We start from the raw sequence: 25707 nt of genomic DNA on the forward strand, positions 1-25707 counted from the left end.
GCTTATAGCCAAGGGCCCCTGTACCCTCTTAATTCCAGGGGTTGCCGTCAGGGGAAACGGTTTTCTGTGCCTTCAGCCAGTCCAGCACAAAATCCCAAAGTGAGCCGCTTATAACCTGGGCATGATAGGTTTTGGCAGTTTCATCCGTGTAGCCCTGCATGGGGAATGCTACCTGGTAGCTTTTATCGTCCTCTGGTTCCCCGCCGCCCTTGACTACGGTTATATAGGGATAGGGAATACCATCCCCGGCGTCGAACCCTTTTTCTGTTAATGCCTTAAGTTGGGCCCCGGTCATGGTCATCAGGGCATATTCACCGATGGTAGAGGGGCAAATGGTATAGGCAATGTCCATGTCGATTTGCCCCTTGTAAAGCCTTGTAGAAATGCCGGTTGAAATGTTGGCCCCACCTACATGGTACGTGTCCGCTATAGGGATCACGGCAGCATCAGCGCCTGACGCGCTGCCCAATGCCTTGCCCACAAGGGTTGCGGTTTCTTCCAGCGTGAAATCAGCCGTGCTTTCGCAAAAGGCTAGTTGGCTGGTGTGGTTCAGGTAATCCTGCTGCAATTCGTCCATCCGGGCTATGCACTTTGAACCGTCCATACCGTTTTCGCCCCGGAACCATTCCTTAAAAGATTGGCCCAGGTCGGGCAGGATGCCCCAGGAGGAAAAGGTCAGGGGGAAAGCCTGGCCCTCCCGCATGGCCTGCTGGGCGTCACCAATCAAGGAACCTTCTGGGAGGGGAGCATTGTTGAGCGCACTGAGCACACAGGGGGTTTCCTCGGTGATAAAAGTAGCCTGTCCTTGTGGGGAGAAAAGCAGGGATAGCAAGCGGATGGCCTGTTCCAGCTTTTTTTCGTTCCCAGGCTCAGTAAGACGCCTGCTGATACCAATAAAACTGGTAGGGCTGTAGGCGTAGGCGTTTTTATCCCCATGCTCGCTGATAAAGGGCATAATTCCCAGTTTGTCCCCGGTATCCGGCAATTCGGTGATATTAACAGTCATTTGTGCCGTACAGAAAACGGCCTTCCGGTTTCCCAGGTAATCCAGCAGGACTTGGGGGTTATTGCGGTCTTTCGGGTCTGTAGTAAACATACCGGCATCTATATAGCGCTGGACATAATCCATGATTTCTTCCCAATGCCCGGCGGCAGTAGCGTTCCCGGCAAGGAAGTCCCGCTCCCAAACCACGCCTTCTGGGGTGGTAAGCCAGCCGGTTTTAGCCAGGTTAAATACGGCAGAAAAGGAGTTGCCGGTAAGCAGGGTGCCCAACACACCGGGGACCAATCCTTGCGCCTCGATTTCTTGGCACAGTTCCTCCAATTCGGCAAAATTGGTAGGCAGGGCCCAACCATGCTCCTCCATGAGCGTTTGGTTGTAGAAGATGCCGTACATAGCATAGTTGACGGGCAGCAGGTAAATGCCCCCGTCAATAGCCACCTGATCCAGCACAGAAGTGGAAAAGCTGTTGATGAAGTCATAGTCAGAGAGGTCAGCCAGGTGCTCTTGCGCCAGTTCCTGGTCCATAATCTGGGAAGTAATGAAGATGTCGGGGGTATCATCGGCACGCATACAGACCCAGCCATAGCCGGTGCGGTTTGCGCCCGCGTTGGGGATAAATTCCAGTTCGATATCCGGACAGGTTTCATCCAGCAGGGCCAGGAAATCATCATAACCGTTCCAGACCATCCAGGTCAGGGCAGCGCTTTCCCCGGAAGGATGGGTACCCGCCGGCGTGGAGGTGCAAGCGGACAGCAACAGGGCTAGTACCAGAACCAGCCCCAGCAAGGGACGCAGAATCTTTGTAGGCATATACACATTTCCTTTCCTCTCTCAAAAGGTGCTTTGAGGGTGTTTATTATGAGAAAAGTAATATAAATCATTATACACGGGATGAGGGGCCACGTCAAGGAAATTTGGTTGTATGAGGGAGGGGATTGGGAGGTTTTTGCACCCAGTAATAATTATTTTATGATACGGGGCGGCTTAAGGTGACAGCAGGCCGTTAGTGGCATGGGAATTACTGGGAAGGGGGAGGAAAAGACCAAAAAGCGAGGCACATGATAGGCGGACAAAACCACAGAGCCAGGCGTAAATTGGGTTGCCGGTACACGCCATATAACATTTGACTTATATGCTCTGCTTTGCTATAATAAACAAATAAGCAGGGAGAAAAAACCTGCCATAGGGAGGGGAAACCATGAAACTTGCCGCGATTGGCAGCAACTGCATTGACTATTACTGGAATGTGGAAAATGGGCTGGCCTGCCCAGGTGGAGGGCCGGTGAATATGGCTGTATATACCCTGCGGTTGGGCGGGGCTGCCTCCTACATTGGGCCGGTGGGTGACGACCGGTACGGCGAGGTCATACACCGGGCGATGGCCACAAAGGGAGTAGATGTGTCCCATCTACATATACTGCCTGGTAGTACGGCGGTATCACAGGTAGAACTGCGGAATGGCGAACGGATTTTTGGAGATTATGAGGAAGGGGTTCTGGCCGGGTACACACTTTCCCAAGATGACCTGGCTTTTATTGGGACCCACGATGTGGTGGTCTGCGACTTGTGGGGTAAAGTGGAGGGCTTTTTCCCTCAAATAAAGGCGATGGGTATCCCCACAGCTTTTGACTGCGCCACCAGGCCGGAGGACCCTGCCAGCCGCCGGGCTATCCCCTATACAGATTACCTGTTTTTCTCCGCAGAAGGGGGCGACTCCTCCGCCCTGCGGGAGCAGTTGCGCCATTACGCGGCGCAGGGCCCACGCCTGGTAACGGCCATGTTGGGGGAACAGGGCAGCCTTTGCTACGACGGACAGGATTTCCACAGCTTTGGCATCATCCCATGCCCCAAACTGGTAGACAGCATGGGGGCCGGGGACAGTTACATTGCCGGGTTCCTCAGCGGCATTGTAGATGGGGCCCCCATACAGGCAGCGATGGAAAAGGGGGCGGCCGCCGCCACGGAAACATTACAGTATTTTGGAGCATGGGAAATATAATCGTGCAAAATGGGAGGTAGCAACCATGCAATATGAACCGAAAGCCTGGGCAGAGAGCCAGGGGCCCTGCCTGCGCAACTTTGACGAGCAGGGGGATTTAGCCAGTGTCAATGGGGCATTGGCCCTGCGCCCGCAGATTGAGAAGATCATGGACACCCTTTGGGAAGAGGGGTTCGACCGGCTATTTTTTATGGGGATTGGCGGCACCTATGCCTCGGCTATGCAGGTAGAGGTCTATCTTAGGGGCCGCTCCGCCCTGGATGTGCGGGCGGAGAACGCAGCGGAGTACTTGACTACCGGTAACCGCCGGCTTACAGAGCGGTCGGTGGTGATATACTCCAGCTTTTCCGGTAATACGCCGGAAATGGTACAGCTTGTGAAAAAGGTAAAACAGGTGGGGGCCAGGGTGGTGGCCTTTATCGATACGCCTGGTTCTGTGTTGACACAGCCGGAATACTGGGATCACCTGGTGCTTTATCCCAAAAACGAGCAACTGAAATTCTATATGGTGGCGAATTACCTGATGGCAAAAAACGGGGAGTTCCCAGAATACCCGCAGTATAATCAGGAGATGGAGGCCCACTTGGCCAAGGGTTTGGCCAACATAGAGAAACTGGCCGATGCCTGGGCGTGGCAGTACGCAAAAGACAAGGCGGCATTCCTAAAGGCACACCCAGACCTGCCCCACTACTTTATCGGCGCTGGCAACCAGTGGGGGGCTACTTACTCCTACGCCATGTGTTATTGGGAGGAGCAGATGTGGATACGCACCCGGTCTATCACCTGCCCGGAGTTCTTTCACGGGATGCAGGAGGTCATCACGGCGGACACCCCGGTCACGCTCTTTATGGGAGAGGACGAGCAACGCCCCCTGGCAGAGCGGGTAGCCCGGTTCCTGCCAAAAGTTTGTGGCAACTATACGGTCATTGACACCAGGGAACTGCCCATGGCGGGGATATCCCCAGCGTTCCGGGGTTCCATCTCCCATCTAATGATGCACGCCGTCAACAACCGGGTGGATGCCTATCTGGAGTTGTTCTTGCGGCATCCTTTGTCCATCCGCCGGTATTACCGGCAGTTTGATTACTAACCACGCCAGCGTTCTGCATATAATTTGTGAAAATATAGGCAATTTCCCCGTTTGATCGCAGGAGAAACTGCCTATTATTACGCGCGTTTTTGATAAAGGGAGGTTAGTAGGAGGGCTGCCAGCAAGCAGATGGCGCAGATTCCAACAACCCAGTTGCCCTGCCCAATAGGCAGGGAGGTGTTTGCAGCCACTACGCCCTCTCCGGCTCCGCGTATTGTCCCGCTGGGTGGCTGCTCACCTCTTGGCTGTCTATCAAACGGGGAGGCGGCTGTATCCCCGTCCTCCGCCGATGAAGGTTTTCCGGCGCCAGCCCGGCTATTGTCCATACCGCCCATCGCGGATATATCTACGTTGGCAGCGTCAAGCAACGCCTCAGGCTGTTGTGCCTGCCCCTCGGAGATAGAGGGGATAGACCCTTCCAGTTGGCCGCTGATACTTTGGGCCCGCAGTAAGCAAAACTCTTTTAGGGTATCGACCCCTGCCTCAAACTGCCCATATGTGCAAAATTTTGTGGGGTCTTTTTCTACATAAGGCTGGATCAGTGTCCGTACCCGGTCAAGCTCTTCCGCAAAATAGCCGCATTCAAACACTTCGGCCAGAAATTGCTGGAAGTACTGGTGGTAAATCTGCATATAATTGTCGTCGGAGAATATCCAAGCCAGCATGGGCCGGGATTCTACCGTTCCCCCGGAAACAGGGGTGTCAATGGGGTAATTCACTAGGGCGCTGGCATCTTGTGCTCCCATAAAGCCTCCAAAAGCCAGGTTATAGTCCCAGGGGATCATCGCCAGTTGTCCGTTGTCCTCATACAGGTAGTAGTTATGGATCATGGAGCCGGTATAGCTGTCGAAATTGCATACAAAGTTGTGCACCACAAAATATCGTATTACCTGCTCTATATCCACTACATTTTCTATATTTTCGCCGTTGTTCAACTGCTTTAGGGCGGCAATGAGCCTGTCTTTATCCACATCCGTGGCGGCGGTTTTTGCATTGTCAAAGATATTCTGATAGCTGGCATACGAATCGTCCGTATAAATCAGAGATACATCGCTGCTGCCCATGCCGCCGAAGTTTTTCTGCATAAAGCCGCCAAACCCATCGACGGCATCCGGTTGATCTTCACGTGAAAAGGGACGATCGCCTGATGCGGGGAATGACTGTTCTGTGTTTTCGTCCAAGCCTTCCTCAGATGTCCCCTCTGGTGGGTATTGGTGGTCTAGGCCATCCTGCCTATCCGGTGGAAACTGCATATGGGGGGCCTCTCCATCTGCCCGACTGCCAGTTCCCTCAGAAGGGACGGGTATGTCCTGGGCATTGGCCGGATTTTGCATAGCAGGAGGCGTAGGCATATCTTCATTCTGCCAGTCTGCCATATCAAAGCCGCCGCCATTCCCTCTGCCGCCTCCAAAGTCTTGGCTGTCTGGTTTATAAAGCTGGCCGTAGTTGTTGCCGTAGTTTCGTTGCAAGAAACCCTCTTCCACGCCTTCCGCAGCCAGATACAGCCCCCAGTCCTCGCCGTTTACCGTTAGCCATACATAGCTGCACAGGGGGGCGGCTACGCCAAACTGTCCCATCAACTGGTAGCATAGATAGTCTTTCATGCAGGTGTTGTCCTGTATCAGGTTGTTTAGGCTCAGCTTATCCAGCCCGTAGTAGGTTTTGCCGGCGTCATAGCAGTCGAACTCTACCTTGAAACTGTACCGGTCGTTGCCGTAAGCGGCCACCTGGGTCAGCGAGGTATTGCCTTTAGCCCGCAGCCCTACGTTTTGGTAGGCCTCCCCGTCAATGACGAGGGAACAGAGGTTGTATTCTTCGTTTTCGCAGGTGCTGAGGAATGTTTCCCAATCCTTCATCACTATGTCGATGGTGTGTACAGTCGAAGTATCGAACAGCCTCTCCATATACCCCACGGTTTTTGCAACTTGTTGCAGCCCCAAGGCGTTTCCCTGCAAAAAGAGGATTGTCAGCAGAAGGGTTCCGGCCAGCACCCCACAGCATATGCGTTCGAAATGCTTATGTGTTGACATACCATGCTCCTTCCAGTTCAAACCATATAATCGCCATTATAGCTGACCAGCACCGCGTGGCTGACGCCGTCCATTCCGGCTAACAGGTTGACAAACTGGGTTTCGCTGCTCTTCATGCGTATTTCCAGGTTCAACTCAATGCCATCTTCCCGTACGGTTTTGCTTTTCACTACACATCTGCCTACCTGTTCCCGGATAAACTGCATGGCCCTGGTTTCGCTATCTGTATCCCGGCAGCTCGCGACTAGGATATAGGGGTTGAAGTGGGCTTTCCGGTTGGCGAATACAAGCAGCACCGCCCCAATGGCCACGCTGCCAAATACAGCCAGGGGGATGAGCCCTGCTGCCAGCACGATACCCGCCGCAATGGCCCAAAACAGGAAGGCAATGTCCAGTGGCTCCTTGATGGCTGCCCGGAAACGCACAATGGACAAGGCACCCACCATGCCCAGGGACAGTACGACGTTAGAGGTAACAGCCAAAATGACCAGGGTAGTGGTCATGGACATAGCTACCAACGTGATCCCGAAACCAGAGGAGTACATGACCCCTGCAAAGGTTTTCTTGTAGATAAGGCAGATGAACAGCCCGATGCCAAAAGACAGGATCAGTGCCAACGCCATGTTCAGTAGCGAAACACTGTCAGCCCTTTCCAGAAAACTGGATTTAAAAATGTCTTGAAAAGTCATATGGATTTGCTCCTTTGTTATTTTTTAAGATACCGCTATTACAAGTTAAGTATGCCGGCCTACCCGTAAATACGGCAGGCGGCATATTTGGAAAATGCACTGGTACGGACGCCAGGCGTCTGTACCAAATCCCGGATAAGGGATGGCAGAAAACCGTCCCATTTTACCTCTAGAATCGTGGGGGCCTCTACCGGTATGCAAAGGCAGTTCGGATCCAAAAAGCCATTGCAGTGAAGGGCAACGCGAAGGCCGTAGTCCAAAGTAACCCGTACATTGCCCGGTGGGTAGAGGAAAGCCTCTCTTGTATAATCTACAATGGCCTTTGGTCCCAGCCCCGCAGTGGCCATTTTCCGGCACAATTCCTGACACAGCGCATCTTGTACACAGGCAGTACGTTTTTCAAGCAGCGCCAGGGCTGTAGTGTGGCTGATGCGGGATTGTGCTTTCCCACATAAGCCGTTTTGCTTTACCTTTTTTTCCAGCAGGATAAACCCTGTATCACCGTTATAATACCGCAGCCGGAACTTTTCCCGCCTATTTACCCCGTTGATTTTCTCCCACAGGGCCCTATCGCCGGGGGTATCAAAATACAGGCTGCGGATAGCGTACCGCCCGTCCACGGCATGGGGGTCAGGCTGTAGCACAGCCGATAACCGGGCACGTAAAGCCGGTAAATCACCGGGGCCAAGGGTATGTTTCCATTCATGTCGCAGTTTCATTTAGGTATCACCTCACTTTTTGTTTCTTCCAGGCAAAGCATACCATGGCAACCTTAAATCAGCCTTAGAAGTAGCTTGTCTACTGACAAAAAAGGGTAAAGCAAAGATGCCCTCCCAAAAGGGAGGGCATCTTGTGCCAAGGAACTCATTGTAAGCGGAAACGCACGGAAAAAGCAATATATCCCTCCAGGTAGCAGGCGGAAATTTTGGCCCCGTTCGCCTGGGCAATAGACTTTGCCACAGCCAACCCGATTCCATACCCGCCGCTTTTTTGGCTCCGGGCGCTGTCGCCCCGGTAAAACCGTTCGAAGAGTTTATCCGGCGGCACAGGGGGTGGGGAGGCACAGGTGTTTTTTACCTGCAAATTGGCGCGGCTCTCTTTTCGGGCCAGGGAAACTACAAGTTCGCCGCCCCTATCCCCGTGCCGGATCCCATTATCCAACAGAATAGAGATAAGTTGCCGTATCTGCCCCCTGTCGGCCCGTATACGTATATCCCGGCTTACCTCACGGGCCAGTTGCAGGCCACTGGTTTCCAGGGGCTGGAGGAATCCGGCTAGCGTTTCCTCCAACAGTGCGTCCAGTGAAAATACTTCTGGTTGGGCAGTGGCAGCGCCTTCATCCATGCGGGCCAGCAGCAATAATTCCTTTACCAGCCCATCCAGCCGCCCGGTCTGGGCCCGTATATTCCGGCTCCACTTGTTAGGGCCGGTATAAAGTTCCATAGCCTCCGTGTTGGACTGTATGATTGCAAGCGGGTTTTTTAGCTCGTGGCCGGCATTGGTAACAAACTGCTTTTGCCGCTCTATGTTCTCAGCAATGGGCCGTATAGCCCGCTGGGACAGTAAAACGACCACGGCCAACATCAGCCCCCAACAGACGAGCCCGGCCCCACCGGAAAGCAACAGCACCCACAGGCAAGCCAGCCCTTCACTTGTGGTGTCCAAAAACAACACGGAAGTCCCAAGCGGTGGAACTTTTTTTACAAGGTAACGGAACTGCCCTCTGTCCCCGGTATCTTTATCCTGGCTGGTAACCTCTTCCGCCAGGGCCAAAGCCTGCTCCCGGCTAACCTGTGATGTGCGGCTTACATCCACAAACACCACCTTGCCTGCGCTGTCAAAACGCACCACAAAGTAGTTGGAGCCCATAAAGGTATCGTAGTCGTTGCGGTGCATCTCTGGCAGGCCGAACCCTTTTCCGGGTGTATTAGGCGCCTGTGGGGGCGGTAGCCTTCCCACATCGCCACCGGTGTCACCTAGCATCTGTAAAGTATGTTCCAGCCGGACATTGACCAGGTACAGGTTGGCCCCGTTTATTGCTCCCAGCAGCAGAAGGATGAGCGCGGTAATAGCTGCCATAGCGGTAAACACAAACCTGTGCTGCAAACTCCGTATCATCCCATCACCTCCAGTGTATACCCAAGGTTCCGTTTGGCGGCAATGCGTATATTGGCCCCCAGGGCAGCCAGACGCTTGCGCAGATAGGAAATATATACCCACACCGCGCCCAATTCCGTATCGGTATCATACCCCCATACCCGGCAGAGCAATTCCTCGGTAGAAAGATAAATGCCGTGGTTTAGCATAAGCAGTTCCATCAAAAGGTACTCCTGCCGGGGCAGTACAAACTGTTTCCCTCCGCCGGAGAGGGTATAGGTCTTTTGGTTTAGACTGATATTCCCGCACCGCAGGACATTGGGGGTGTACTCTTCCCGGCGGCGCAGCAGGGCACGTACCCTTGCCAGTAGCAGTTCCATGGAAAAGGGCTTAGGCAGGTAATCGTCTGCGCCCAAATCAAGCCCCCGGATCTGGTCTTCTACCTCCGCCCGGGCGGTCAGCAGCAAAACAGGTGTGCGGTTCCCGGCGTTGCGGATCCCTTGTAATACTTCCAATCCGTTTCGCCAAGGCATCATAATATCCAGGATAATGCCATCGTATTGCCCAGTCAAAGCGTAGTCCAGCGCGTCCTGTCCGTCATATACCGGATCCACCAGGTAGTGGTGGTAGGACAGTATATCCGTTACGGCCTCCGACATAGCGGGCTCGTCCTCCGCATAGAGCAATTTCATGGGGATACCTCCATCTGCAAAGCATTTTGGCTGTATAGGGCCGGCCCTACGCATAGGCTATAAAGTCGGCCTGCTCCCGGCTATTGTACCAAAAAGCGGCAGGCGAAGCAATACCTTCCCTATACTAAAAAATGAACCACCCTATGGGAATGGGCGCGCCCAAAGGGTGTGTTTGATATCTTCGACGGTCGCGGAGTTGGCATAGCCAACTCTTGGTGCTGCCAAGGCCGAACCGGCGGCTAGACGGCGAACAGGAATAAAACCATTGAAAAGCAGCGGCATACCGTGTATAATAAAAAAACACCGTTTTATAGGAGGAACTCATGTACCAGTTGATAAAAAAAGAGGGTGCTGCCCGGCGGGGCGCTTTCACCACCGTGCACGGCACGGTACAGACCCCTGGCTTTATGAACGTTGCCACGGCCGGGGCCATTAAAGGCGCTGTTTCGGCGTTTGATCTGAAGGAACTGGGCTGCCAGGTACAGCTATGCAACACTTACCACTTGCACTTGCGCCCCGGTGATGAAACCGTAAAATCCCTAGGCGGCATACGCAAGTTTACCGGCTGGGATGGCCCGGTACTTACGGACAGTGGCGGTTTCCAGGTGTTTTCCCTGGCAAAGCTGCGGAATATCCGGGAGGAAGGTGTGACCTTTGCCTCCCATATTGATGGGCGCAGGATCTTTATGGGCCCGGAGGAGAGTATGCGCATCCAGTCCAATTTGGGTTCGACCATTGCCATGGCCTTTGATGAGTGTGTGGAGAACCCTGCCCCTTATGAGTATGCCAAAAACTCCTGTGGCCGCACGGCCCGCTGGCTGGAACGCTGCAAAGTGGAGATGGCCAGGCTCAACGCCCAGGAGGGCGCCCTGAACCCCCACCAACTGCTGTTCGGCATCAACCAGGGCTGTACCTATACGGATTTGCGGATAGAGCATATGAAACGGATCGCGGATATGGGCCTGGACGGCTACGGTATTGGCGGCCTGGCGGTAGGGGAGCCTGCCCCGGAGATGTACGCGGTGATTGAGGCTATTGAGCCCTATATGCCTGTGGATAAGATCCGCTACCTGATGGGGGTAGGCACCCCGGTCAATATTTTAGAGGCGGTGTATCGGGGGGTGGACCTGTTCGACTGTGTAATGCCTACCCGCAATGCCCGCCATGGCCACGCCTTTACCAGTGAGGGGGTACGCAACCTCCTGAACGCCAAATATGTGCTGGACGAAACCCCGCTGGATCCCAGTTGTGGCTGCCCGGTCTGCCAAAAGTTCAGCCGTGCCTATATCCACCACCTGTTCAAGGCAGGGGAGATGCTGGCCATGCGCTTGACGGTGATGCACAACCTATACTTCTACAACCACCTAATGGAAAAGATACGGGATGCCCTGGACGAAGGGTGCTTTGCAAGCTTTTACCGGGAAAATGTGGAGGTGCTGGGCCGCCGGATTTAGCCGCCGGAAAAATCCTTCCAGAAAGCGCTTGCATATTGGGGGTTTTCCTGATATAATCAGTAGTAATCATTGGAAGGGATGTGTTCACACAAGATGTACAACCTAAAGCTATTGGACGCTGCCGCCGCAGGTGCAGGCGGAGGCATGAGCCTGATCGTGATGATTTTGGTCTACGGCCTGTTCTTCGTAGCGCTGTATTTCATCTTTTTCCGCCCCCAGAACAAAAAGAAGAAAAAAGAGGCAGAAATGCGCAAAAATGCTCAGGTGGGTGATGAGATCACCACCATTGGGGGTATTTGCGGGCGCATTGTGGCGGTAAAGGAGGAGTCCGATTCCGTCATTATCGAAACTGGCAGTGATAAGTCCAAGCTGAGGATCAAGCGCTGGGCTATTGGTAGCGTGGATACCGTGCACGAGGACGACGCCTAGTTATTTGGTATAAATGGGCCCCGGTAAGCCGGCAGGCCCTAAAGCAGGAATAAAAAGGCCCCACGGCTCATATGTATTTCCCATAACCGGTGAATTCTATGAGCTGTGAGGTCTTTTTGTTATGAAATGGGTCAAAGCCTTGATACTTTCGTCCGTCCTGACTGCGGCAGTTTCTATGCTACTGCTTTCTGTGGCTGCCTTTGTGGTATGCCGTAGCGGCAGCCTGCCCAGGGGCGCCCTGCCCCTTATCACAACCTTGATTGCCTGTGGGGCTGTGTTCCTGTCCGGCTTTTTTACCGCCCTATCCATGCGGGAAAAAGGCTTGCTGCTGGGGCTTGCAGCAGGGTTGGTCTTTTTGCTGTGCGCCGGCCTGGTGACGTTTTTGCTGTTTCAGGGCCAGCCCGGCCCGGCCAGTGCCGGTAAAGGCGCGGCTGTCCTGCTCAGCGGGGCTATCGGCGGTATTTTGGGTGCAAACCGTAAGCAAAAGGTCAAATTCTGAACGATCGCCCCATTCTATAACAATGCTGTAACCTTCGATTACAATTTGGCTGTTTTGCTTGAAAAAACCTTCACAACCTGCTATACTGTAAATAAAACTGCTGTTTGTGAAGGGAGAGGGGATCATGGGGAACAAACGGGGAACTTGGCTGGTTTGGGCACTGGCCCTGCTTATGGTGATAAGCTTTGCCGGGTGTGGCGGGAAGGGCAGCGCAGGTGCGGAAACCACCGGCAGCGTGTCAAGCGCAGCAGAAGGGCCATACAACGAAGACTATGCGGAACGGATGTCGGCTGCGGGAGCCAGTGCCAGTGAAGGGGATCTTTCTCCTTATGGGGAGGGGGACACGATAGAAGAAACCGGGACGTCCTCGGCCCGCTCCGGCCGCAAGTTGATTACCACCGTACATATGGAGGCCGAATCAGAGGACTATGACGGTTTTTTGGCCTGGCTGCACGGCCGTTTGGCTGAGGCCGGGGGCTATGTGGAAAATTCTGAGATCTATGCCGACCGGAACGAGCGGCGAAACTGCTACCTGGCACTACGGGTGCCCGCGGACAAGCTGGAAGATTTTCTCAGTGCGGTGGGAGAGAATTGCAATGTCCTTCAGCGCTCCACGAGCGAGGAGGACGTAACCCTTCAATATGTAGATACCCAAAGCCACCGGGACGCCCTGCGCGTAGAGCAGGAGCGCCTGTTAGAGCTTTTAGGGAAAGCCGAAAGCCTGGAGGATATCCTGGCATTGGAGGAAAGGCTGACTGCCGTACGGTATGAGTTGCAAAACTATGAGTCTGCCCTACGGGTGTTCGATGACCAGATCGATTACAGCACGGTAACCCTCAACCTACAGGAGGTAGTGGAACTTACCGAGCCGGAGCCTGAAACCTGGGGGAGCCGGGCGGTTTCAGGCATGAAGGACGATGCCCGTGGTATCCTGGTGTTTTTCCAGGAGTTGGGGTTGTTTATCGTAACCCACCTGCCTACTTTGGGGCTGCTGGGTGTTATAGCAGTTGTAGTCCTGCTGCTCACAGCCAAACGACGCCGCCAGATCCGCGAGAGCCGCAAGGAGCAAAAAGAAATCCTGCGCTCTATGCAGGAAAACGCCCAAAAAGAAAAAGCGGGGCGGCAATAATGGCATACTATGCTTTTGAGGCATAGTAAGGTATGCTTTCCAGACATTTGCTTTTTGAGGGAAAGTGGAGTATAATGGTATACAATCCAAAAGCTGCGGTGTACATCGGCGACCGCGGCCAATCCCCTGTAAAAAGGAGCATAAAGCATGGTCATTGAAAATAAAACCTTTGACGAAGAGCGCGCCTTGTACGGCAGCGTAGGTATTACAGTAAAAAACTGTTCCTTTGACGGTCCTGCTGACGGCGAGAGCGCCTTTAAGGAGTGCCGGGACGTAGCTGCGGAGCACTGCTTTTTTAACCTGCGCTACCCATTTTGGCATGACGACGGACTGGCTATCCGTAACAGCCAGATGACGGACCAATGCCGGGCGGCACTCTGGTACAGCCAGCATATTACGATTACAGATACAAAACTCCACGGCATCAAAGCCCTGCGGGAGTGCAGCGACATCCTTATGCAAAATTGCCATGTCATCTCCCCGGAATTTGGCTGGTTTAACCACCATGTGCGTATGGAGGACGTGTCTGTAGAGGGCGAGTACTTCATGATGCGTTCCGACGGCCTGCAATTTAATAATGTGCGTCTAAAGGGCAAGTACTCTTTCCAGTACATTGAGGGCTCTACCTTTGAAAACTGTGATTTTGATACCAAAGATGCCTTTTGGCACGCCAAAAACATAACCGTACGCAACAGTACTATCAAGGGAGAGTACCTGGCCTGGTACTGCGAGAACGTGACTTTTGAGAACTGCAAGATCATGGGAACCCAACCCCTGTGCTACTGTAAAGGCCTCAAGCTGGTCAACTGTGAGATGGTTGGCACGGATTTGAGTTTTGAGAAGTCGGAGGTGGAAGCCACCTTGACTGCCCCCATTGACAGCATTAAGAACCCCCTTTCCGGTAAAATTACCGTGCCCTGTGTGGGGGAGATTATCCGTGATGACCCAGAGTCCAAAGGGGAGATCGTGGTGGGTAAACAATACTGCTGCGCCTAAGTGCTTAGGGCTGAAACCGCTAGGTCCATAAGATAGCCAGCCGCTTTTTTGTAACACGGAACAGCATACACCATGCCGGTTAGGCCGGGGCTTTGCATATGGTAGCCCCGGCCATTTCTTGTACTGGTTTTTCATGCCATTCTCTACTTGACACCTCTTCCTTTGCTGTGGTATAGTTAACAGGAACTGCCGCAGCGAACCTACTGCGTTCTAAATCGAAACGGAAAGGAACGGTAACATATGAAAGCTTGCTATGTCAATATCACCATCAACAATGGGAGGATAGTTGGCTGCTAAAGTTCCTCCCTAACTACAAGGAGGAACTCAGTTTTGAGTAAAAAGCAATTTAAAGAATTGATCTCGTTTTATAAACCCTACCAGGGCCTGTTCGTTGCCGACCTGCTCTGTGCCCTGGCTACTGTCGGTATAGCGTTGCTGATCCCTTTGGGCGTGCGCGCCGTTGCGGACAGTTTGCTGGACAGCGGCCCGGAGGAGATACCCAGCGTGCTTTGGGCAGGGCTTGGGCTGGCGGCTCTTGTGTTGCTACAGACGCTATGTACCTATTTTTATGATTACCAGGGCCACTACCTGGGCGCAAAGATTGAGCGGGATATGCGTGCGCGGATGTTCTGCCACTGCCAGCGCCTGTCCTTTAGCTACTATGATGAACATACAGTGGGTGACCTGATGTCCCGCATCACCAACGATACCCTATCCCTAGCGGAATTCTTCCATCATGTGCCAGAGGATTTGCTGATCTTCACCATCAAATTCCTGGGTGCAACGGCGATTCTGCTCAGTGTCCACTGGCAGACCACGTTGATCATCCTGGCTTTCCTGCCGTTTATGCTGATTTTTACGCTGCGCTATAACCGGAAGATGGGTGCGGCAATGGAGCGCTCCCGCCAGAGTATGGCGCGGATCAATGCCCAGGCCGAGGACTCTCTCTCTGGCATTCGGGTGGTACAGTCCTTTGCGGGCGAGGCGGTGGAGGAAGAGAAATTCTCTCGCCATAACCGGCAGTTTTTGGAGGATCGCCGGGCCGGCTACCAAAGTGAGAGCAAACTCTATTGTGGTATGGATGCCTTCTCGGCCCTGCTGCCCATAGCGGTGGTGGTGTTTGGCGGGCTGGCCATTACCCGTGGGGCCATGACCCTGGCCGACCTGCTGCTGTTCCTGCTGTACCTTGGCTACTTTATGGGCCCGGTACAGGGCCTGGTGAACACCAGCCGGCTGTTACAAGAAGGCCGCACTGGGTTTCGCCGTTACCGGGAACTGCTGGACACCCAGCCTGAAATCAAAGACCAGCCGGTCTCTGCCGGGCCTGAAAAGATTCAGGGCAAGATCCAGTTCCAGCAGGCGGAATTCCGCTATGGCCAGGGGGAGCAGGTCTTTTCCGGGCTGGATTTGACCGTGGAGGCCGGGGAATATGTGGCGCTGGTAGGGGCCTCTGGGGTGGGGAAAACCACCCTCTGTGCCCTGATCCCCCGGTTCTACCAGCCCCAAAAGGGCCATGTGTTGCTGGACGGCGTGCCGGTAGAGGATATCCCCCTGCGTACCCTGCGGCAGAACGTGGGTGTGGTACAGCAGGATGTGTACCTGTTCACGGGTACGGCGGCAGAGAACATCGCCTATGGCCGCCCCGGCGCCACCCGTGATGAAATTATCCAGGCGGCCAAGCTGGCCGGGGCCCATGAGTTTATAAAAAAGCTCCCCGGCGGCTATGATGCGGAGATTGGTCCCCACGGGGTCAGGATCTCAGGGGGGGCAGCAGCAGCGGTTGTCTATTGCACGGGTGTTTTTGAAGGACCCTCCGGTGCTGATTTTTGACGAGGCTACCAGTTCCCTGGACAGCCACAGCGAAAAGCTGGTGCAGCAAAGTCTGGAACAGCTTGCAAGGGGCAGTGGTGGGCGGCCCCGCACTACGTTGGTGATCGCCCACCGGCTTTCCACTGTGCGGGAGGCCGGGCGCATTGCGGTCTTGGACGAAGAGGGCATCTGCGAACAGGGCACCCACCAGCAGTTGATGGATCAAAACGGCGTGTATGCTGGCCTGTACCGGGCCTCGGCCGCGCTGTAAGGGTATAAAAGGATAGAAAAAGGACGGATGGGCTGTGCCCACCTGTCCTTTTTTGTTGATTGGCGATCCCTTAGCCAGCCGGATATTCCTTTTCCAGCAGGGTCCAGGTAGAGGTCATCTCCTGTGATACAGCGAAAGACATATAGTCTGAGGAGGGGGCGGCTAAAACCAGCTCCTTCCCGTCAGCGGAGGTGGTGCGTTCTCCTCCTGTGCCGTCATATAGCCATTCATGCAGGATCCCGCCCTTTGCGGTAAATGGCTGATTGGGCTTGTAGAACAGCATATAGACCGTGTTTTCTGGGTCCGTAACTGCGCCGCGGTAAGAGGGGTAGCGGCACGCGGCAAAGTCCTCCCGCAGGGCTTTTTCCAGCCGCTCCTCGAACCCGGCGGGCAGTTCGGTAAGTGGCAGCGACTTCTCCTCGTAGGTTTCCTCGGGGTCATCCGTGGCGTAGTAATCCTGGGGCGACATAGGCGCGCCGTTTTCCTCATAATCCTCTAAGGTTCGCTTGTACACCCGGCAGACCGTATCAATGGCGAACACAGGGAACAGGCTGTCCACGTATTCCTCAGACCCCAGCAGCTCCCGCTGCAAGGCCCGGCACTCCGCCATCAAACTGTCCGCCTGGGCGTTACGCGGGGTGTTATAGCGGTAGTTTGTGTAGGCGGAGCCCTCGTCCTTCAGCCAATAGTGCAGGGAAAGCAGCATGGGGGGCTCATAAGCCCGCCGTCCGGGCAGGTAGGGGTACTGGGAGGCCCGTTCCAACTCCTGTAATTTCTGATGGAGCAGGCGGACCTTTTCGATTGCCCCCTCGCTGGACACACCTGTCTGGATCCACAGCTCCTCTTCCGCCCGGCCGGAAACCGTCCGCGCCATTCCGTGGGAAAAATATGCCCCCTGCTCTATGGGCAGGGATAGGTCGGCAAAGGCAATGTCCGCCGGGTCCGGCGGCGGGGTGTCCAGCCCCAGGCCGGTGGAGATCGCCGCCACCATCAGAACTGCCAGCCCGGTAGAAACCGCCAGCGTCCCCCAGTGGCGGGCCAGCCCCTTTAGGCTGGATTTCCAGCAAAACTCGGCGGCCAGCCAGGTAAGCACCAGGGCTAGGGCCATGCTCCCCAAAGTCAGGGGGATGCCCGCGTCGCCGGCCGTATAGTCAAACACCAGGGCGGTGAGCAGGTGCCCGGCTGTGATGCAGGCAGTCAGGCCCAGCAGCGTCCGCAGAAAGAGCTCCATGGGCTTGCAGCGGCGGCTTATGCCGGAATCCTCGCTCGCCCGCCGGTGGTACAGGTACCAGCTTGCCCCGGCCATAGGCAAAAGCAGCAGGGCGGTTGCCACCATCGGCCAGCCCAAGCCGCTCTGGTTGAAACCTACCATGATCACGTGCAGCGGCGGCGTAAAGACGTGGTAGACCTCTGTGCGGTTGATCCAGGAAGAGGTTTCATAGGGCACTGTCCGCAGGATCAGGAGAATGGTCTGCCAGCAGATCGCCGTGGGGCAGACCGTTAGCAGCACCGCGAGGATCCCGTACTCAAAGTAGGTGCCGCTGGCCACGGCGCATAGGGTGAACAGCAGCAGCGTGGCCGTGGCGAATATGCCCAGCATCATCAGGTCGCCCGGCAGATTGTGCCAGTTGTCGTGGGCAATCAGGGTGCGCAAGGTCATGCCGGGGATCAGCGGCAGCCACAGGCTCACCAGGGACGCCAGCAGCCGCCCCCAGAACCAATCGTTGCGGCTGACGGGCATGGCGTGGCACAGGTCCGCCTGGGCCCGCTTAAAGCAGTCGCCAAAGTGGAAGGCCGGCAGCACCAGGGCAAAGGCCACTGCGCAGAAACTCTGGATGAAAAACTCGTGTGAGGGCATATAGTGGGGCGATATCAGACAAACAGCCATAAAAATGCCAATATATGCAATGGTCAGGCCCAAGCCCTGCCGGGCCTGCCAGAGAAAGACCGTGCCGATACCGGTATGTTTTTTAGCCGAGGATATTGTTGATGTCATAACCTGACGCCTCCATTTCACTGATAAATACTTCCTCCAACGACAAGGGCACTGTTTCCCGGAAAGAAGGGGAGAAACTGTCTACTGCGGCCAAAACTTCTTCTTGGCTGCCCCTTGCCACAAAGGTCACCAAGGAGCCGCTGATCTCCCAACTGGTGATGCACAGCTTTTGCCGCAGGGCCGCCTGCTCCGGCATTTGTGGGAACACCACCTGCACCCGTTGCAGGCACAGCCGCATACTGTCCAAATCCTGCTCCAGCACTACGCCGCCCTTGTGCAACAGGGCCAATGTGTCGCAGAGATCTTCCATTTCCCGCAGGTTATGGGAGGCCAGGACGGTGGTCATCTCCCGGTCGGCGGATTCTTCTGCCAGCAGCTTTTTCACCAGCTTGCGCACCACGGGATCCAGCCCGTCGAACACTTCGTCCAGCAGCAGTACATCCGGGCGGGAGGCCAGGCTTAAAATAAGCCCGGCCTGGCGGCGGTTGCCCTTGCTCAGGGAGCCGTACCGGGCCTTTTCGTTAACTGGGAACACTTTGCACAGCCGCTGGAAGTACCCCATATCCCAGCCGGGGTAGAACCCGGCCATAGCTTTGCCCATCTGCAAGAGGGTGGAATGGGCAGGGAACCACAACTCGTCCGCCATCAACCGGATGCGGCTTTTTAGGGCGGTATTTTTCCACGACGATGTGCCATCCAGCAGGGCCTCGCCCTCTTCCGGGTGGTATACCCCCGCCAAGATACGCAGTAAAGTGGACTTGCCCGCACCGTTAGAGCCCACTAGCCCGAAAATACTGCCCTTAGGTATAGTCAGGCTGACCTGATCCAAGGCCGTAAGCCCGCCGAACCGTTTGCTGACACCTTTACACGCAATCATGTTGTTTCCTCCTTTTTCCGAGAATCCTCCAGGGCTGCCTGGAGTGCGCCGTACTCCACGCCGCACTCCAAGGCCTCCCGTACGGCCTCCTGTACCCGGGCCAGGGCCTCAGCCCGGCGTTTCTCCCACACGGCCTCTGGCTTTGCCAGAAAAGAACCCTTCCCCGGCACCGAGTAGATTACCCCGTCACGTTCCAGCATGGCGTAGGCTTTCTGCACGGTGTTGGGGTTTACACCCAGCCCCTTTGCCACGGCCCGCACAGAGGGCAACTGCCCTGTTTCACCAAAGGCCCCTGCGGCCCCCAGCTTGATGACGCTACGGTAGATCTGCTCAAAAATTGGCAGGCCGCTTTTGTAATCGACGGTAAACAAGCTCGACACCTCCATCTGTACTATTTCGATTAGTACAGTTAAAGCATACACCTATGCGTCGGCCTTGTCAAGGGGGAAAATTTAATTTTTCAAAGCTTTTTATAGAGGGCATCGTGCAGTTTTTCCACAATTAGGGCCCAGGCCCTTTGCAATTTACGCCGCAATCTGTTATAATAAAAATAAAGTACAGGCAAGCCGGCGGCCATGTGCCCCTGCGCAGCCCAAGAAAAAGGAGCGAGCACCATGAGCACACCCAATATCCCGACCCCCCACAACGCAGCCAAGCTGGGCCAGATTGCCCCCACAGTCCTGATGCCCGGCGACCCCCTGCGGGCTAAATTTATCGCGGAAACCTTTCTGACAGAGGCGGCCTGTGTGAACACTGTGCGCAATATGCTGGCCTATACCGGCAGCTACCAGGGTAAGCCCGTCACCGTGATGGGTGGCGGCATGGGTATGCCCTCAGTGGGGATTTACACGTACGAGCTGTTCCATTTTTACGGGGTAGAGCAGATCATCCGCGTCGGCTCGGCCGGTACCCTTAGTGAAAAGGCCGGGCTGCGGGATGTGGTCATCGGCGTAGGGGCCAGCACGGATTCCAACTATGCCGCCCAGTACCAGTTGCCCGGTACCTTTGCGCCTATTGCTGATTTCAGCCTGGCCCGGGCTGCCGCAGAGGCCGGTGAGCGGCTGGGTATCAAAACCGTGGCGGGCAATATCCTGTCCTCCGATGTGTTCTATTCAGACAACACCGGCGCGTTGCAGGCCTGGCAGAAGATGGGCGTACTGGCTGTGGAGATGGAGGCTGCCGCCCTTTACATGAATGCGGCCCGGGCAGGCAAGCGGGCCCTGTGCCTGCTGACGATCTCTGACAACCCTTCCACGAGGGAAGGGCTTTCGGCAGAAGAGCGGCAGGTGAGTTTCCGGGACATGATGCAGATTGCCCTGGAAATTGCCTAAAGAGGGTATAGCGATGAAACGGTATAAGCGGGTCTTTGTGATCGTAATCGACTCCTTAGGCATTGGGGCTATGCCGGATGCGGCCCGGTTTGGGGACGAGGGGGCGGACACCTTGGGCCACATAGCCGGGGCTGCTGGCCTGTGTATCCCCAACCTGTGCCGGCTGGGGATAGCAAACCTGCGCCCTGTGCCGGGATTGCCGCCGGTGGAGCATCCTTTGGGCTACCATATGGCCCTGGAAGAGGCCAGCAATGGCAAGGACACCATGACCGGCCACTGGGAGATGATGGGCCTTTCTGTTACCCAGCCCTTCCGCACATTTACCGATACGGGTTTCCCGCCGGAACTGATTGCAGAACTGTCCTGCCGGACGGGGCGGCAGATCATCGGCAATAAAAGTGCCAGCGGTACAGAAATACTGGACGAGTTGGGGGAGGAAGAAATTGAGAAGGGACATATGATTGTCTACACTTCAGCCGACTCAGTACTACAGATATGCGGCAACGAGGAAACGTTTGGGTTGCAGGAACTGTACCGCTGCTGCCAGATTGCCAGGGAATTGACCATGCGGGAGGAATGGCGGGTAGGCCGGGTGATCGCCCGGCCCTATGTGGGCAGAAAGCGGGGCGAGTTTAAGCGCACCAGCAACCGCCATGATTATGCCCTGAAACCCTACGGGAAAACCTGCCTGGACGCCTTGAAAGGGGCGGGGCTGGACGTGATCTCCGTGGGGAAGATTTACGATATTTTCGACGGGGAGGGGCTCACGGAGGCGAACCGTTCCCAAAGTTCTGTCCACGGCATGGAGCAGGTTTTAGCGCTGGCGGAGCGGGACTTTACGGGGCTCTGTTTCGTGAACCTGGTGGACTTTGACGCCCTATGGGGCCATCGCCGTGACCCCCAGGGATATGCTGCCGAACTGGAGCGCTTTGACAAAAAGCTGGGCGAGCTCCTTCGCCGTATGGGACAGGATGACCTGCTGATGGTCACAGCCGACCACGGAAACGACCCCATTTTCCGGGGTACCGACCATACGCGGGAGCGAACCCCCTTGCTGCTGTATGCCCCCGCGATGAGCGGGCACGGATCCTTGGGTACGGCGGATAGCTTTGCGGTTATCGGGGCGACCATTGCCGCTAATTTTGGCGTACCTATGCCGGAAGGGACCATCGGCTACTCCATTTTAGAGCAGCTATCATAATCTACAAAAAGGTGCCGCGGGAAGGATTCCGCGGCACTTTTACTGATGAATACGGTTGTTTTCAACCTCGAAATATGCGATCGTTTCAGCCGTTTATAGCTTACGGTAGATCAGGAACCACATGGTAAGGAAACAGGCCAGCCCACCAATGGCGTTGGAGATGGGCTCAGCCAGGAATACCCCTTCTACGCCAAAGCCAATGGCGGGCAGCAGGAGGGTCAGCGGCACCACGATAAAGGCTTTGCGGAACAGGGAGAAGAAAATGGCCTGTCTGGCCTTGCCTAAGGATTGAAAGGTGGTTTGCCCTACAAACTGGAAGGCCATGAAAAAGAACCCAAAGAAGTAGAGGTTCAGCATATGCGCGCCGGTGTGGACGATTTGGGCATCGTTGGAGAAAATGCCGATCATCTGGCGGGGAATGAGCATGACTACGCCCCAGGCCAGCAGGGTGTAGAGGATGCCAAGCACGGACGTGAAACGGATCCCCTCTTTGACACGATGGGGCTTTTTTGCGCCATAATTGAACCCTAAAACGGGCTGCGCCCCGTTACTGATGCCCATAACCGGCAAGGAGAGGATCTCCCGCACGGAGTTGAGCACGGTCATAATGCCTACGTACAGGTCGCCGCCAAAGGCTTGCAACTGGTTATTGCATACGATTTGTACCAGGCTGTTGGTACCTTGCATCACAAAGCCGGGCATACCGATGGCTACAATGGCTTTGGTGCGTTTTAGGCTGATTTTGACCCGGCTGGCACGGAGGCGCAACAGGGCTTTTTTGCCTGTAAGGAACCGCAGTACCCATCCGGCAGAGGCTGCCTGGCTGAGCACGGTGGCCAGCGCCGCCCCCCGCACGCCCATGCCAAAAACGAAGATAAACAGCGGGTCTAGGGCAATGTTAATGGCGGCACCCAAAATGGTGGTAAGCATACCGGTTTTGGGGAAACCCTGGGCGTTTATGTAGCCGTTCAGGCCGGTGGAGAGCATGGAGAAGGCCGTGCCGAACAGGTAGATTTGCAGGTACTGGTCGGCGTAGGGGACAGAGGCCTGGCTGGCCCCGAAAAGCAGCAAAACCGGCCGGCGTAGCGGGTAGCAGAGGGCGAAAAGGACCCCGGAAGAAAGCAGCAGGAGGGCGAAAACATTGCCCAGAATGCACGAGGCTTCCTCCTCATCACGGCGGCCGCGGGCGATGGAGAACAGCGCGGTTCCCCCGCTGCCGAAAAGGCTGGTAAAGGCGGCAACCAGCACAATGACGGGGAAGGTGACACCTAGGCCGGTGAGGGCAACATCACCCACAAGAGGTAGATGGCCGATATAGATCCTATCCACTACATTGTAGAGAAGCTGCACGACCTGCGCGACGGTCAGGGGGACGGCCTGGGCGATGATCTGCCGCTTGACGGAGCCGGTGGAGAAGTCCTGGCTGGCTGCCATATGTGTATCACTCCTGTTCAGAATTGCCGGTTTTGCGGCGGTTTTTTGCGGGGAAGGGCGGGGGGATTGGGGCTAAAAAACCCCGGTTTTACGGGCTTTTTTGGGGGTGGGGGCTACATTTTGGCAGCTCATTTCCAGCAGTTGGGAGAGGGCGGTTTCCGTTAGGGGGCCGTCCAATAGGGCGGAAACCCAGTGGAGTTTGTTCATGTGGTAGGCGGGCAAAAAGCCCGGCTCTGCCAGGAGGGAGCCGGTGAGCAGGGGGCTGCATTTTACGTTGAGGACGTCCACCTCGCCGGGGGTGGGGAGGCCCAGGGTGGGGCCGGAAACCCGCATAACTACGGCAAACCACTTGCCATTGGCGGGGTGCCGGAGGACGAAAGCCTCCGGGGTGCGGGGCCAGAGGTACTCGGCGGTGGCGCCAAGATTTTGGGCGGCGATTTCGATGATCAGCCGGCGTTGGGTGCCTATGTCCATATGGGCCTCCTGGGGGATTTTTGCGGGCATTGTGCACAAAAAATGCGCTTTGCGTTGAAAAACCGGGCGGATTTTGGGCGGAAAACGGGGGATTTGGGCTGTTTGGGGGAGATTATAAGGGGATATTACAGGGATAGTAAGGGGTTCTTGGCGGGGTATTAGGGGGTTCTTGCGGGGTTTTGGCATGGATTATTTGGGGATGATAGAATTAAAATAATTTTTATAGTTATGTCTTTGTTTTGATAGATTGAAAGTGAGAGTGTGTTTCGAGAGTGAAAGGGATTTTTGGGGAGAGAAAAGGGGAGGGGGCCTTGAGGGTGACTTGATTAAATATAATAGAAGTAAAATAAATTATATGCAATAATATTTTATGATAGCAATTTATCTATAAGATTATATTTTTAAATTAATACAGGGAGAATTGGCAATTAAATAAAATGATAGTAAAAATACTTGTGTATACTTGTTATTAATCATAACAATCAAAAGAAAATTATAAAATAATATATTGCGTTAATTAGCCAATACAGTTATTACATATTAATCTGAGAAAGCAAAGAAACGTACGCAACATAAAAGTTTTGGGAGATTCTTAAGAACCTTTTTCCAAAAAGGTTCTTAAGCCGCCGGAGGCAGAAAGGGGAGAGTTAATCAGGCGTAAGAGGGGCGGCTTTTTCCAGGGTGACGCTGTGCTTGCCGTAATACTCGGCCACGACGGGGGAGGTCATGTCGGAGCGGTAGAGGAGGTAGGGGGTGTAGGTGAGGGCTTCGAGGGTTACGTCTTGCAGGGTGGGGTCATTGAGGAGGGCCAGGCGGGCCTGGACCTGCCGGTGGTAGACCTGGGCCTCGCCGCGCTTGAGGGACAGGAGGGCGCTGACCGAGGTGGTGGTGGTGAGGGCGGGGCTGCCCAGCAACAGCACGCAGGCAAGGCCCAGGGTGGCCAGGTAGAACCCCAGCTTGACCTGGGAGAAACGCCCGGCCAGGCGCTCCCGATCTGGGGCGGCCAGGGGGAGCAGCCGGTGGGACACCCAGCCGCAGAGGTAGTAATCGCAGAAGGCCAGGAGCAGGATATAGGAATAAAATATAATGTTTTTCAGGCGCAGAGGCCCTGTGCCGCCCTGGGCATAGGCAGGCGGGGTAAGCTGTATGGCCAGGAGGATCAACGAGAGCAGGGGGGCCAGGGCGGGGAGGGGGAAGGTGAACTTCTTTTCCGCGGCCGCCTGGTACAGGAGGGGCGTGACGAACAGGAGCCCCAGGGGGACAAAGGGGTGCTGGGCCCACTCTACCGAAAACCGGCAGGCGCTACGCAGGGCGGAGAAGATGGCCCCCAAGGCGGAGGGCTGCTGGAAGTACGTTTGCCGGACGGCGTTGCCGGGGGCCAGGACATTGACCGCAAAACCCGCCAGGAACAGCAGGGTGGCACCGTACAGCCACAGGCGCAGGGGGAGGGGGTATTTTTTGCGGAACAGCGCCACGTAGAGGCTTAGGCAGGGCAAAAGCACCGCGCAGAGCAGCCCGGTGGTCAGGTTGGCGCCACCCAGTATGACGGCCAGCAGGGGGACGGAAACCAGGGAGAGCCAGCCTTTTTTGGGGGAGGGGGCAAAGAGCTGGCGGAGGACGCCGGAGAACATCAGCAGCATGAGGCCGAAAAAGAAGGTGTAGAACACGCTGCCGTTGTACCAGTAAAAAGCCTGTAGGGGCGAGGGGAGGCATTGGATGCACAGAAACAGCAGGGCACAGGTGAGGGTGGCCACGCTGCTGGGACGCATCTTTAGGCAGAGGCGGCAGAGGGTGTGCAGGAAAACGGCGCCGCCGGCGATCAGCGAGCCCAGCATGAGCAGGGTGGTGAGGGGGTAGAATGCCTCGCCGAACACGGCCGGTTGCAAGGCGAACAGGAAAACCGCCGCGTAGGTGCCCTGCCAGTTGTGGAAGGTTTCGGCCACGCTTTGGGCGGCTGCGGCCAGGACCGAAAAGAAGGAGCCCCCCTGGCGCAGCGCGTTGACCACGGGCATACCGTAGTTGAAGTCATCCATGCTGGGGTGGTTGTAGAGGCCGATGACCAGCAACGGTAAAAGGGACAGGGCAAAGGCCAGGACGGCCAGGATGGCCAACTGCCTTTGGGTAAGGGGAAAGGGGCGGACCGCCCGGATTTTCTGGGGTTTCATGTTTTGCTGCCTCCCTGTACAGGCTTACGGTATGCCTGTATC

General features: G+C 55.5%; 23 protein-coding genes. 11 read left to right on the top strand and 12 right to left on the bottom strand.

Annotated features, from left to right (window positions below):
• Positions 1-28: 28 nt before the first annotated feature.
• Positions 29-1813 (bottom strand): extracellular solute-binding protein, encoded by a 1785-nt coding sequence (locus U8U01_RS04580; protein ID WP_322170994.1) that lies wholly within the window; start codon positions 1811-1813, stop codon positions 29-31.
• Between the two features lie 388 nt (positions 1814-2201).
• Here U8U01_RS04580 and frlD point away from each other — a divergent pair, with 388 nt between their 5' ends.
• The gene (gene frlD / locus U8U01_RS04585) at positions 2202-3002 is read left to right on the top strand and encodes a fructoselysine 6-kinase (protein ID WP_322170997.1); all 801 of its coding nucleotides are present in this window, start codon (positions 2202-2204) and stop codon (positions 3000-3002) included.
• Positions 3003-3027: 25 nt separating this feature from the next.
• Complete coding sequence (locus U8U01_RS04590) at positions 3028-4092, top strand: SIS domain-containing protein (protein ID WP_367575597.1); 1065 nt, start codon at positions 3028-3030, stop codon at positions 4090-4092.
• Between the two features lie 77 nt (positions 4093-4169).
• On the opposite strand, the gene U8U01_RS04595 is transcribed toward U8U01_RS04590, so the two are convergent.
• The 5 genes from U8U01_RS04595 to U8U01_RS04615 form a co-directional block, all read right to left on the bottom strand.
• Positions 4170-6122, bottom strand: coding sequence for a CotH kinase family protein (locus U8U01_RS04595; RefSeq protein WP_322171000.1), 1953 nt, complete (start codon positions 6120-6122; stop codon positions 4170-4172).
• A 17-nt stretch (positions 6123-6139) separates the two neighbouring features.
• Positions 6140-6811, bottom strand: a complete 672-nt coding sequence (locus tag U8U01_RS04600; RefSeq protein WP_322171002.1) for a DUF4956 domain-containing protein — start codon at positions 6809-6811, stop codon at positions 6140-6142.
• Positions 6812-6870: 59 nt separating this feature from the next.
• Complete coding sequence (locus tag U8U01_RS04605) at positions 6871-7530, bottom strand: polyphosphate polymerase domain-containing protein (RefSeq protein ID WP_322171005.1); 660 nt, start codon at positions 7528-7530, stop codon at positions 6871-6873.
• A gap of 145 nt (positions 7531-7675) precedes the next feature.
• Positions 7676-8929 (bottom strand): sensor histidine kinase, encoded by a 1254-nt coding sequence (locus U8U01_RS04610; RefSeq protein WP_322171007.1) that lies wholly within the window; start codon positions 8927-8929, stop codon positions 7676-7678.
• Complete coding sequence (locus tag U8U01_RS04615) at positions 8926-9600, bottom strand: response regulator transcription factor (RefSeq protein WP_322171009.1); 675 nt, start codon at positions 9598-9600, stop codon at positions 8926-8928. The genes U8U01_RS04610 and U8U01_RS04615 overlap by 4 nt, the downstream gene beginning before the upstream one ends.
• Positions 9601-9923: 323 nt before the next feature.
• Between U8U01_RS04615 and tgt the strand changes: the two genes are divergently transcribed.
• From tgt to U8U01_RS04650, 7 genes are all read left to right on the top strand, one after another.
• The gene (gene tgt, locus U8U01_RS04620; RefSeq protein ID WP_322171012.1) at positions 9924-11054 is read left to right on the top strand and encodes a tRNA guanosine(34) transglycosylase Tgt; all 1131 of its coding nucleotides are present in this window, start codon (positions 9924-9926) and stop codon (positions 11052-11054) included.
• A 93-nt stretch (positions 11055-11147) separates the two neighbouring features.
• A complete protein-coding gene (yajC, locus tag U8U01_RS04625) occupies positions 11148-11483 on the top strand; it encodes a preprotein translocase subunit YajC (protein WP_322171015.1) in 336 nt (111 codons plus the stop codon).
• A 121-nt stretch (positions 11484-11604) separates the two neighbouring features.
• Positions 11605-11982 carry a TIGR04086 family membrane protein gene (locus U8U01_RS04630; protein ID WP_322171018.1) on the top strand — a complete coding sequence of 126 codons (378 nt, stop codon included), beginning with the start codon at positions 11605-11607 and terminating at the stop codon, positions 11980-11982.
• 124 nt (positions 11983-12106) lie between these two features.
• On the top strand, positions 12107-13111 hold the full coding sequence (locus U8U01_RS04635; protein WP_322171021.1) for a DUF4349 domain-containing protein: 1005 nt from the start codon (positions 12107-12109) through the stop codon (positions 13109-13111).
• A gap of 147 nt (positions 13112-13258) precedes the next feature.
• A complete protein-coding gene (locus U8U01_RS04640) occupies positions 13259-14107 on the top strand; it encodes a DUF3737 family protein (RefSeq protein ID WP_322171024.1) in 849 nt (282 codons plus the stop codon).
• Positions 14108-14437: 330 nt separating this feature from the next.
• Positions 14438-15937: an ABC transporter ATP-binding protein gene (locus U8U01_RS04645; protein WP_322171026.1), complete on the top strand. Its 1500-nt coding sequence runs from the start codon at positions 14438-14440 to the stop codon at positions 15935-15937.
• Positions 15834-16187 (top strand): ATP-binding cassette domain-containing protein, encoded by a 354-nt coding sequence (locus U8U01_RS04650; RefSeq protein ID WP_322171228.1) that lies wholly within the window; start codon positions 15834-15836, stop codon positions 16185-16187. Before U8U01_RS04645 ends, U8U01_RS04650 begins: the two co-directional genes overlap by 104 nt.
• Positions 16188-16257: 70 nt before the next feature.
• Here the strand turns inward: U8U01_RS04650 and U8U01_RS04655 are convergent, their stop codons facing one another.
• The 3 genes from U8U01_RS04655 to U8U01_RS04665 are packed head-to-tail and all read right to left on the bottom strand — an operon-like array spanning position 16258 to position 19431.
• A complete protein-coding gene (locus tag U8U01_RS04655) occupies positions 16258-18183 on the bottom strand; it encodes a hypothetical protein (RefSeq protein WP_322171028.1) in 1926 nt (641 codons plus the stop codon).
• Positions 18158-19060, bottom strand: a complete 903-nt coding sequence (locus U8U01_RS04660; RefSeq protein WP_322171031.1) for an ABC transporter ATP-binding protein — start codon at positions 19058-19060, stop codon at positions 18158-18160. The genes U8U01_RS04655 and U8U01_RS04660 overlap by 26 nt, the downstream gene beginning before the upstream one ends.
• A complete protein-coding gene (locus U8U01_RS04665; protein WP_322171033.1) occupies positions 19057-19431 on the bottom strand; it encodes a GntR family transcriptional regulator in 375 nt (124 codons plus the stop codon). The genes U8U01_RS04660 and U8U01_RS04665 overlap by 4 nt, the downstream gene beginning before the upstream one ends.
• Positions 19432-19674: 243 nt before the next feature.
• Between U8U01_RS04665 and deoD the strand changes: the two genes are divergently transcribed.
• The gene (deoD, locus tag U8U01_RS04670) at positions 19675-20391 is read left to right on the top strand and encodes a purine-nucleoside phosphorylase (RefSeq protein WP_322171036.1); all 717 of its coding nucleotides are present in this window, start codon (positions 19675-19677) and stop codon (positions 20389-20391) included.
• Between the two features lie 13 nt (positions 20392-20404).
• A complete protein-coding gene (locus tag U8U01_RS04675) occupies positions 20405-21592 on the top strand; it encodes a phosphopentomutase (protein ID WP_322171039.1) in 1188 nt (395 codons plus the stop codon).
• A 93-nt stretch (positions 21593-21685) separates the two neighbouring features.
• Here U8U01_RS04675 and U8U01_RS04680 read toward each other — a convergent pair whose 3' ends face one another.
• The 3 genes from U8U01_RS04680 to U8U01_RS04690 all read right to left on the bottom strand — a co-directional run bounded on the left by U8U01_RS04680 (position 21686) and on the right by U8U01_RS04690 (position 25665).
• Entirely contained in the window at positions 21686-23026 is a 1341-nt protein-coding gene (locus U8U01_RS04680; RefSeq protein WP_322171041.1) for an MATE family efflux transporter, read from the bottom strand.
• Between the two features lie 72 nt (positions 23027-23098).
• Positions 23099-23530, bottom strand: coding sequence for an MmcQ/YjbR family DNA-binding protein (locus U8U01_RS04685; RefSeq protein WP_322171044.1), 432 nt, complete (start codon positions 23528-23530; stop codon positions 23099-23101).
• A 617-nt stretch (positions 23531-24147) separates the two neighbouring features.
• Positions 24148-25665, bottom strand: coding sequence for a DUF6056 family protein (locus U8U01_RS04690; RefSeq protein WP_322171046.1), 1518 nt, complete (start codon positions 25663-25665; stop codon positions 24148-24150).
• Positions 25666-25707 lie beyond the last annotated feature (42 nt).

The organism is Acutalibacter caecimuris, assembly GCF_034335085.1.
GTDB lineage: Bacteria > Bacillota > Clostridia > Oscillospirales > Acutalibacteraceae > Acutalibacter > Acutalibacter caecimuris.

What these genes read in the sequence shown, in the direction of transcription:
- U8U01_RS04580 (WP_322170994.1), bottom strand. Translation starts at nt 1,813, where the DNA reads ATGCCTACAAAGATTCTGCGTCCCTTGCTGGGGCTGGTTCTGGTACTA.
- frlD (WP_322170997.1), top strand. Translation starts at nt 2,202, where the DNA reads ATGAAACTTGCCGCGATTGGCAGCAACTGCATTGACTATTACTGGAAT.
- U8U01_RS04590 (WP_367575597.1), top strand. Translation starts at nt 3,028, where the DNA reads ATGCAATATGAACCGAAAGCCTGGGCAGAGAGCCAGGGGCCCTGCCTG.
- U8U01_RS04595 (WP_322171000.1), bottom strand. Translation starts at nt 6,122, where the DNA reads ATGTCAACACATAAGCATTTCGAACGCATATGCTGTGGGGTGCTGGCC.
- U8U01_RS04600 (WP_322171002.1), bottom strand. Translation starts at nt 6,811, where the DNA reads ATGACTTTTCAAGACATTTTTAAATCCAGTTTTCTGGAAAGGGCTGAC.
- U8U01_RS04605 (WP_322171005.1), bottom strand. Translation starts at nt 7,530, where the DNA reads ATGAAACTGCGACATGAATGGAAACATACCCTTGGCCCCGGTGATTTA.
- U8U01_RS04610 (WP_322171007.1), bottom strand. Translation starts at nt 8,929, where the DNA reads ATGATACGGAGTTTGCAGCACAGGTTTGTGTTTACCGCTATGGCAGCT.
- U8U01_RS04615 (WP_322171009.1), bottom strand. Translation starts at nt 9,600, where the DNA reads ATGAAATTGCTCTATGCGGAGGACGAGCCCGCTATGTCGGAGGCCGTA.
- tgt (WP_322171012.1), top strand. Translation starts at nt 9,924, where the DNA reads ATGTACCAGTTGATAAAAAAAGAGGGTGCTGCCCGGCGGGGCGCTTTC.
- yajC (WP_322171015.1), top strand. Translation starts at nt 11,148, where the DNA reads ATGTACAACCTAAAGCTATTGGACGCTGCCGCCGCAGGTGCAGGCGGA.
- U8U01_RS04630 (WP_322171018.1), top strand. Translation starts at nt 11,605, where the DNA reads ATGAAATGGGTCAAAGCCTTGATACTTTCGTCCGTCCTGACTGCGGCA.
- U8U01_RS04635 (WP_322171021.1), top strand. Translation starts at nt 12,107, where the DNA reads ATGGGGAACAAACGGGGAACTTGGCTGGTTTGGGCACTGGCCCTGCTT.
- U8U01_RS04640 (WP_322171024.1), top strand. Translation starts at nt 13,259, where the DNA reads ATGGTCATTGAAAATAAAACCTTTGACGAAGAGCGCGCCTTGTACGGC.
- U8U01_RS04650 (WP_322171228.1), top strand. Translation starts at nt 15,834, where the DNA reads ATGCGGAGATTGGTCCCCACGGGGTCAGGATCTCAGGGGGGGCAGCAG.
- U8U01_RS04655 (WP_322171028.1), bottom strand. Translation starts at nt 18,183, where the DNA reads ATGACATCAACAATATCCTCGGCTAAAAAACATACCGGTATCGGCACG.
- U8U01_RS04660 (WP_322171031.1), bottom strand. Translation starts at nt 19,060, where the DNA reads ATGATTGCGTGTAAAGGTGTCAGCAAACGGTTCGGCGGGCTTACGGCC.
- deoD (WP_322171036.1), top strand. Translation starts at nt 19,675, where the DNA reads ATGAGCACACCCAATATCCCGACCCCCCACAACGCAGCCAAGCTGGGC.
- U8U01_RS04675 (WP_322171039.1), top strand. Translation starts at nt 20,405, where the DNA reads ATGAAACGGTATAAGCGGGTCTTTGTGATCGTAATCGACTCCTTAGGC.
- U8U01_RS04680 (WP_322171041.1), bottom strand. Translation starts at nt 23,026, where the DNA reads ATGGCAGCCAGCCAGGACTTCTCCACCGGCTCCGTCAAGCGGCAGATC.
- U8U01_RS04685 (WP_322171044.1), bottom strand. Translation starts at nt 23,530, where the DNA reads ATGCCCGCAAAAATCCCCCAGGAGGCCCATATGGACATAGGCACCCAA.
- U8U01_RS04690 (WP_322171046.1), bottom strand. Translation starts at nt 25,665, where the DNA reads ATGAAACCCCAGAAAATCCGGGCGGTCCGCCCCTTTCCCCTTACCCAA.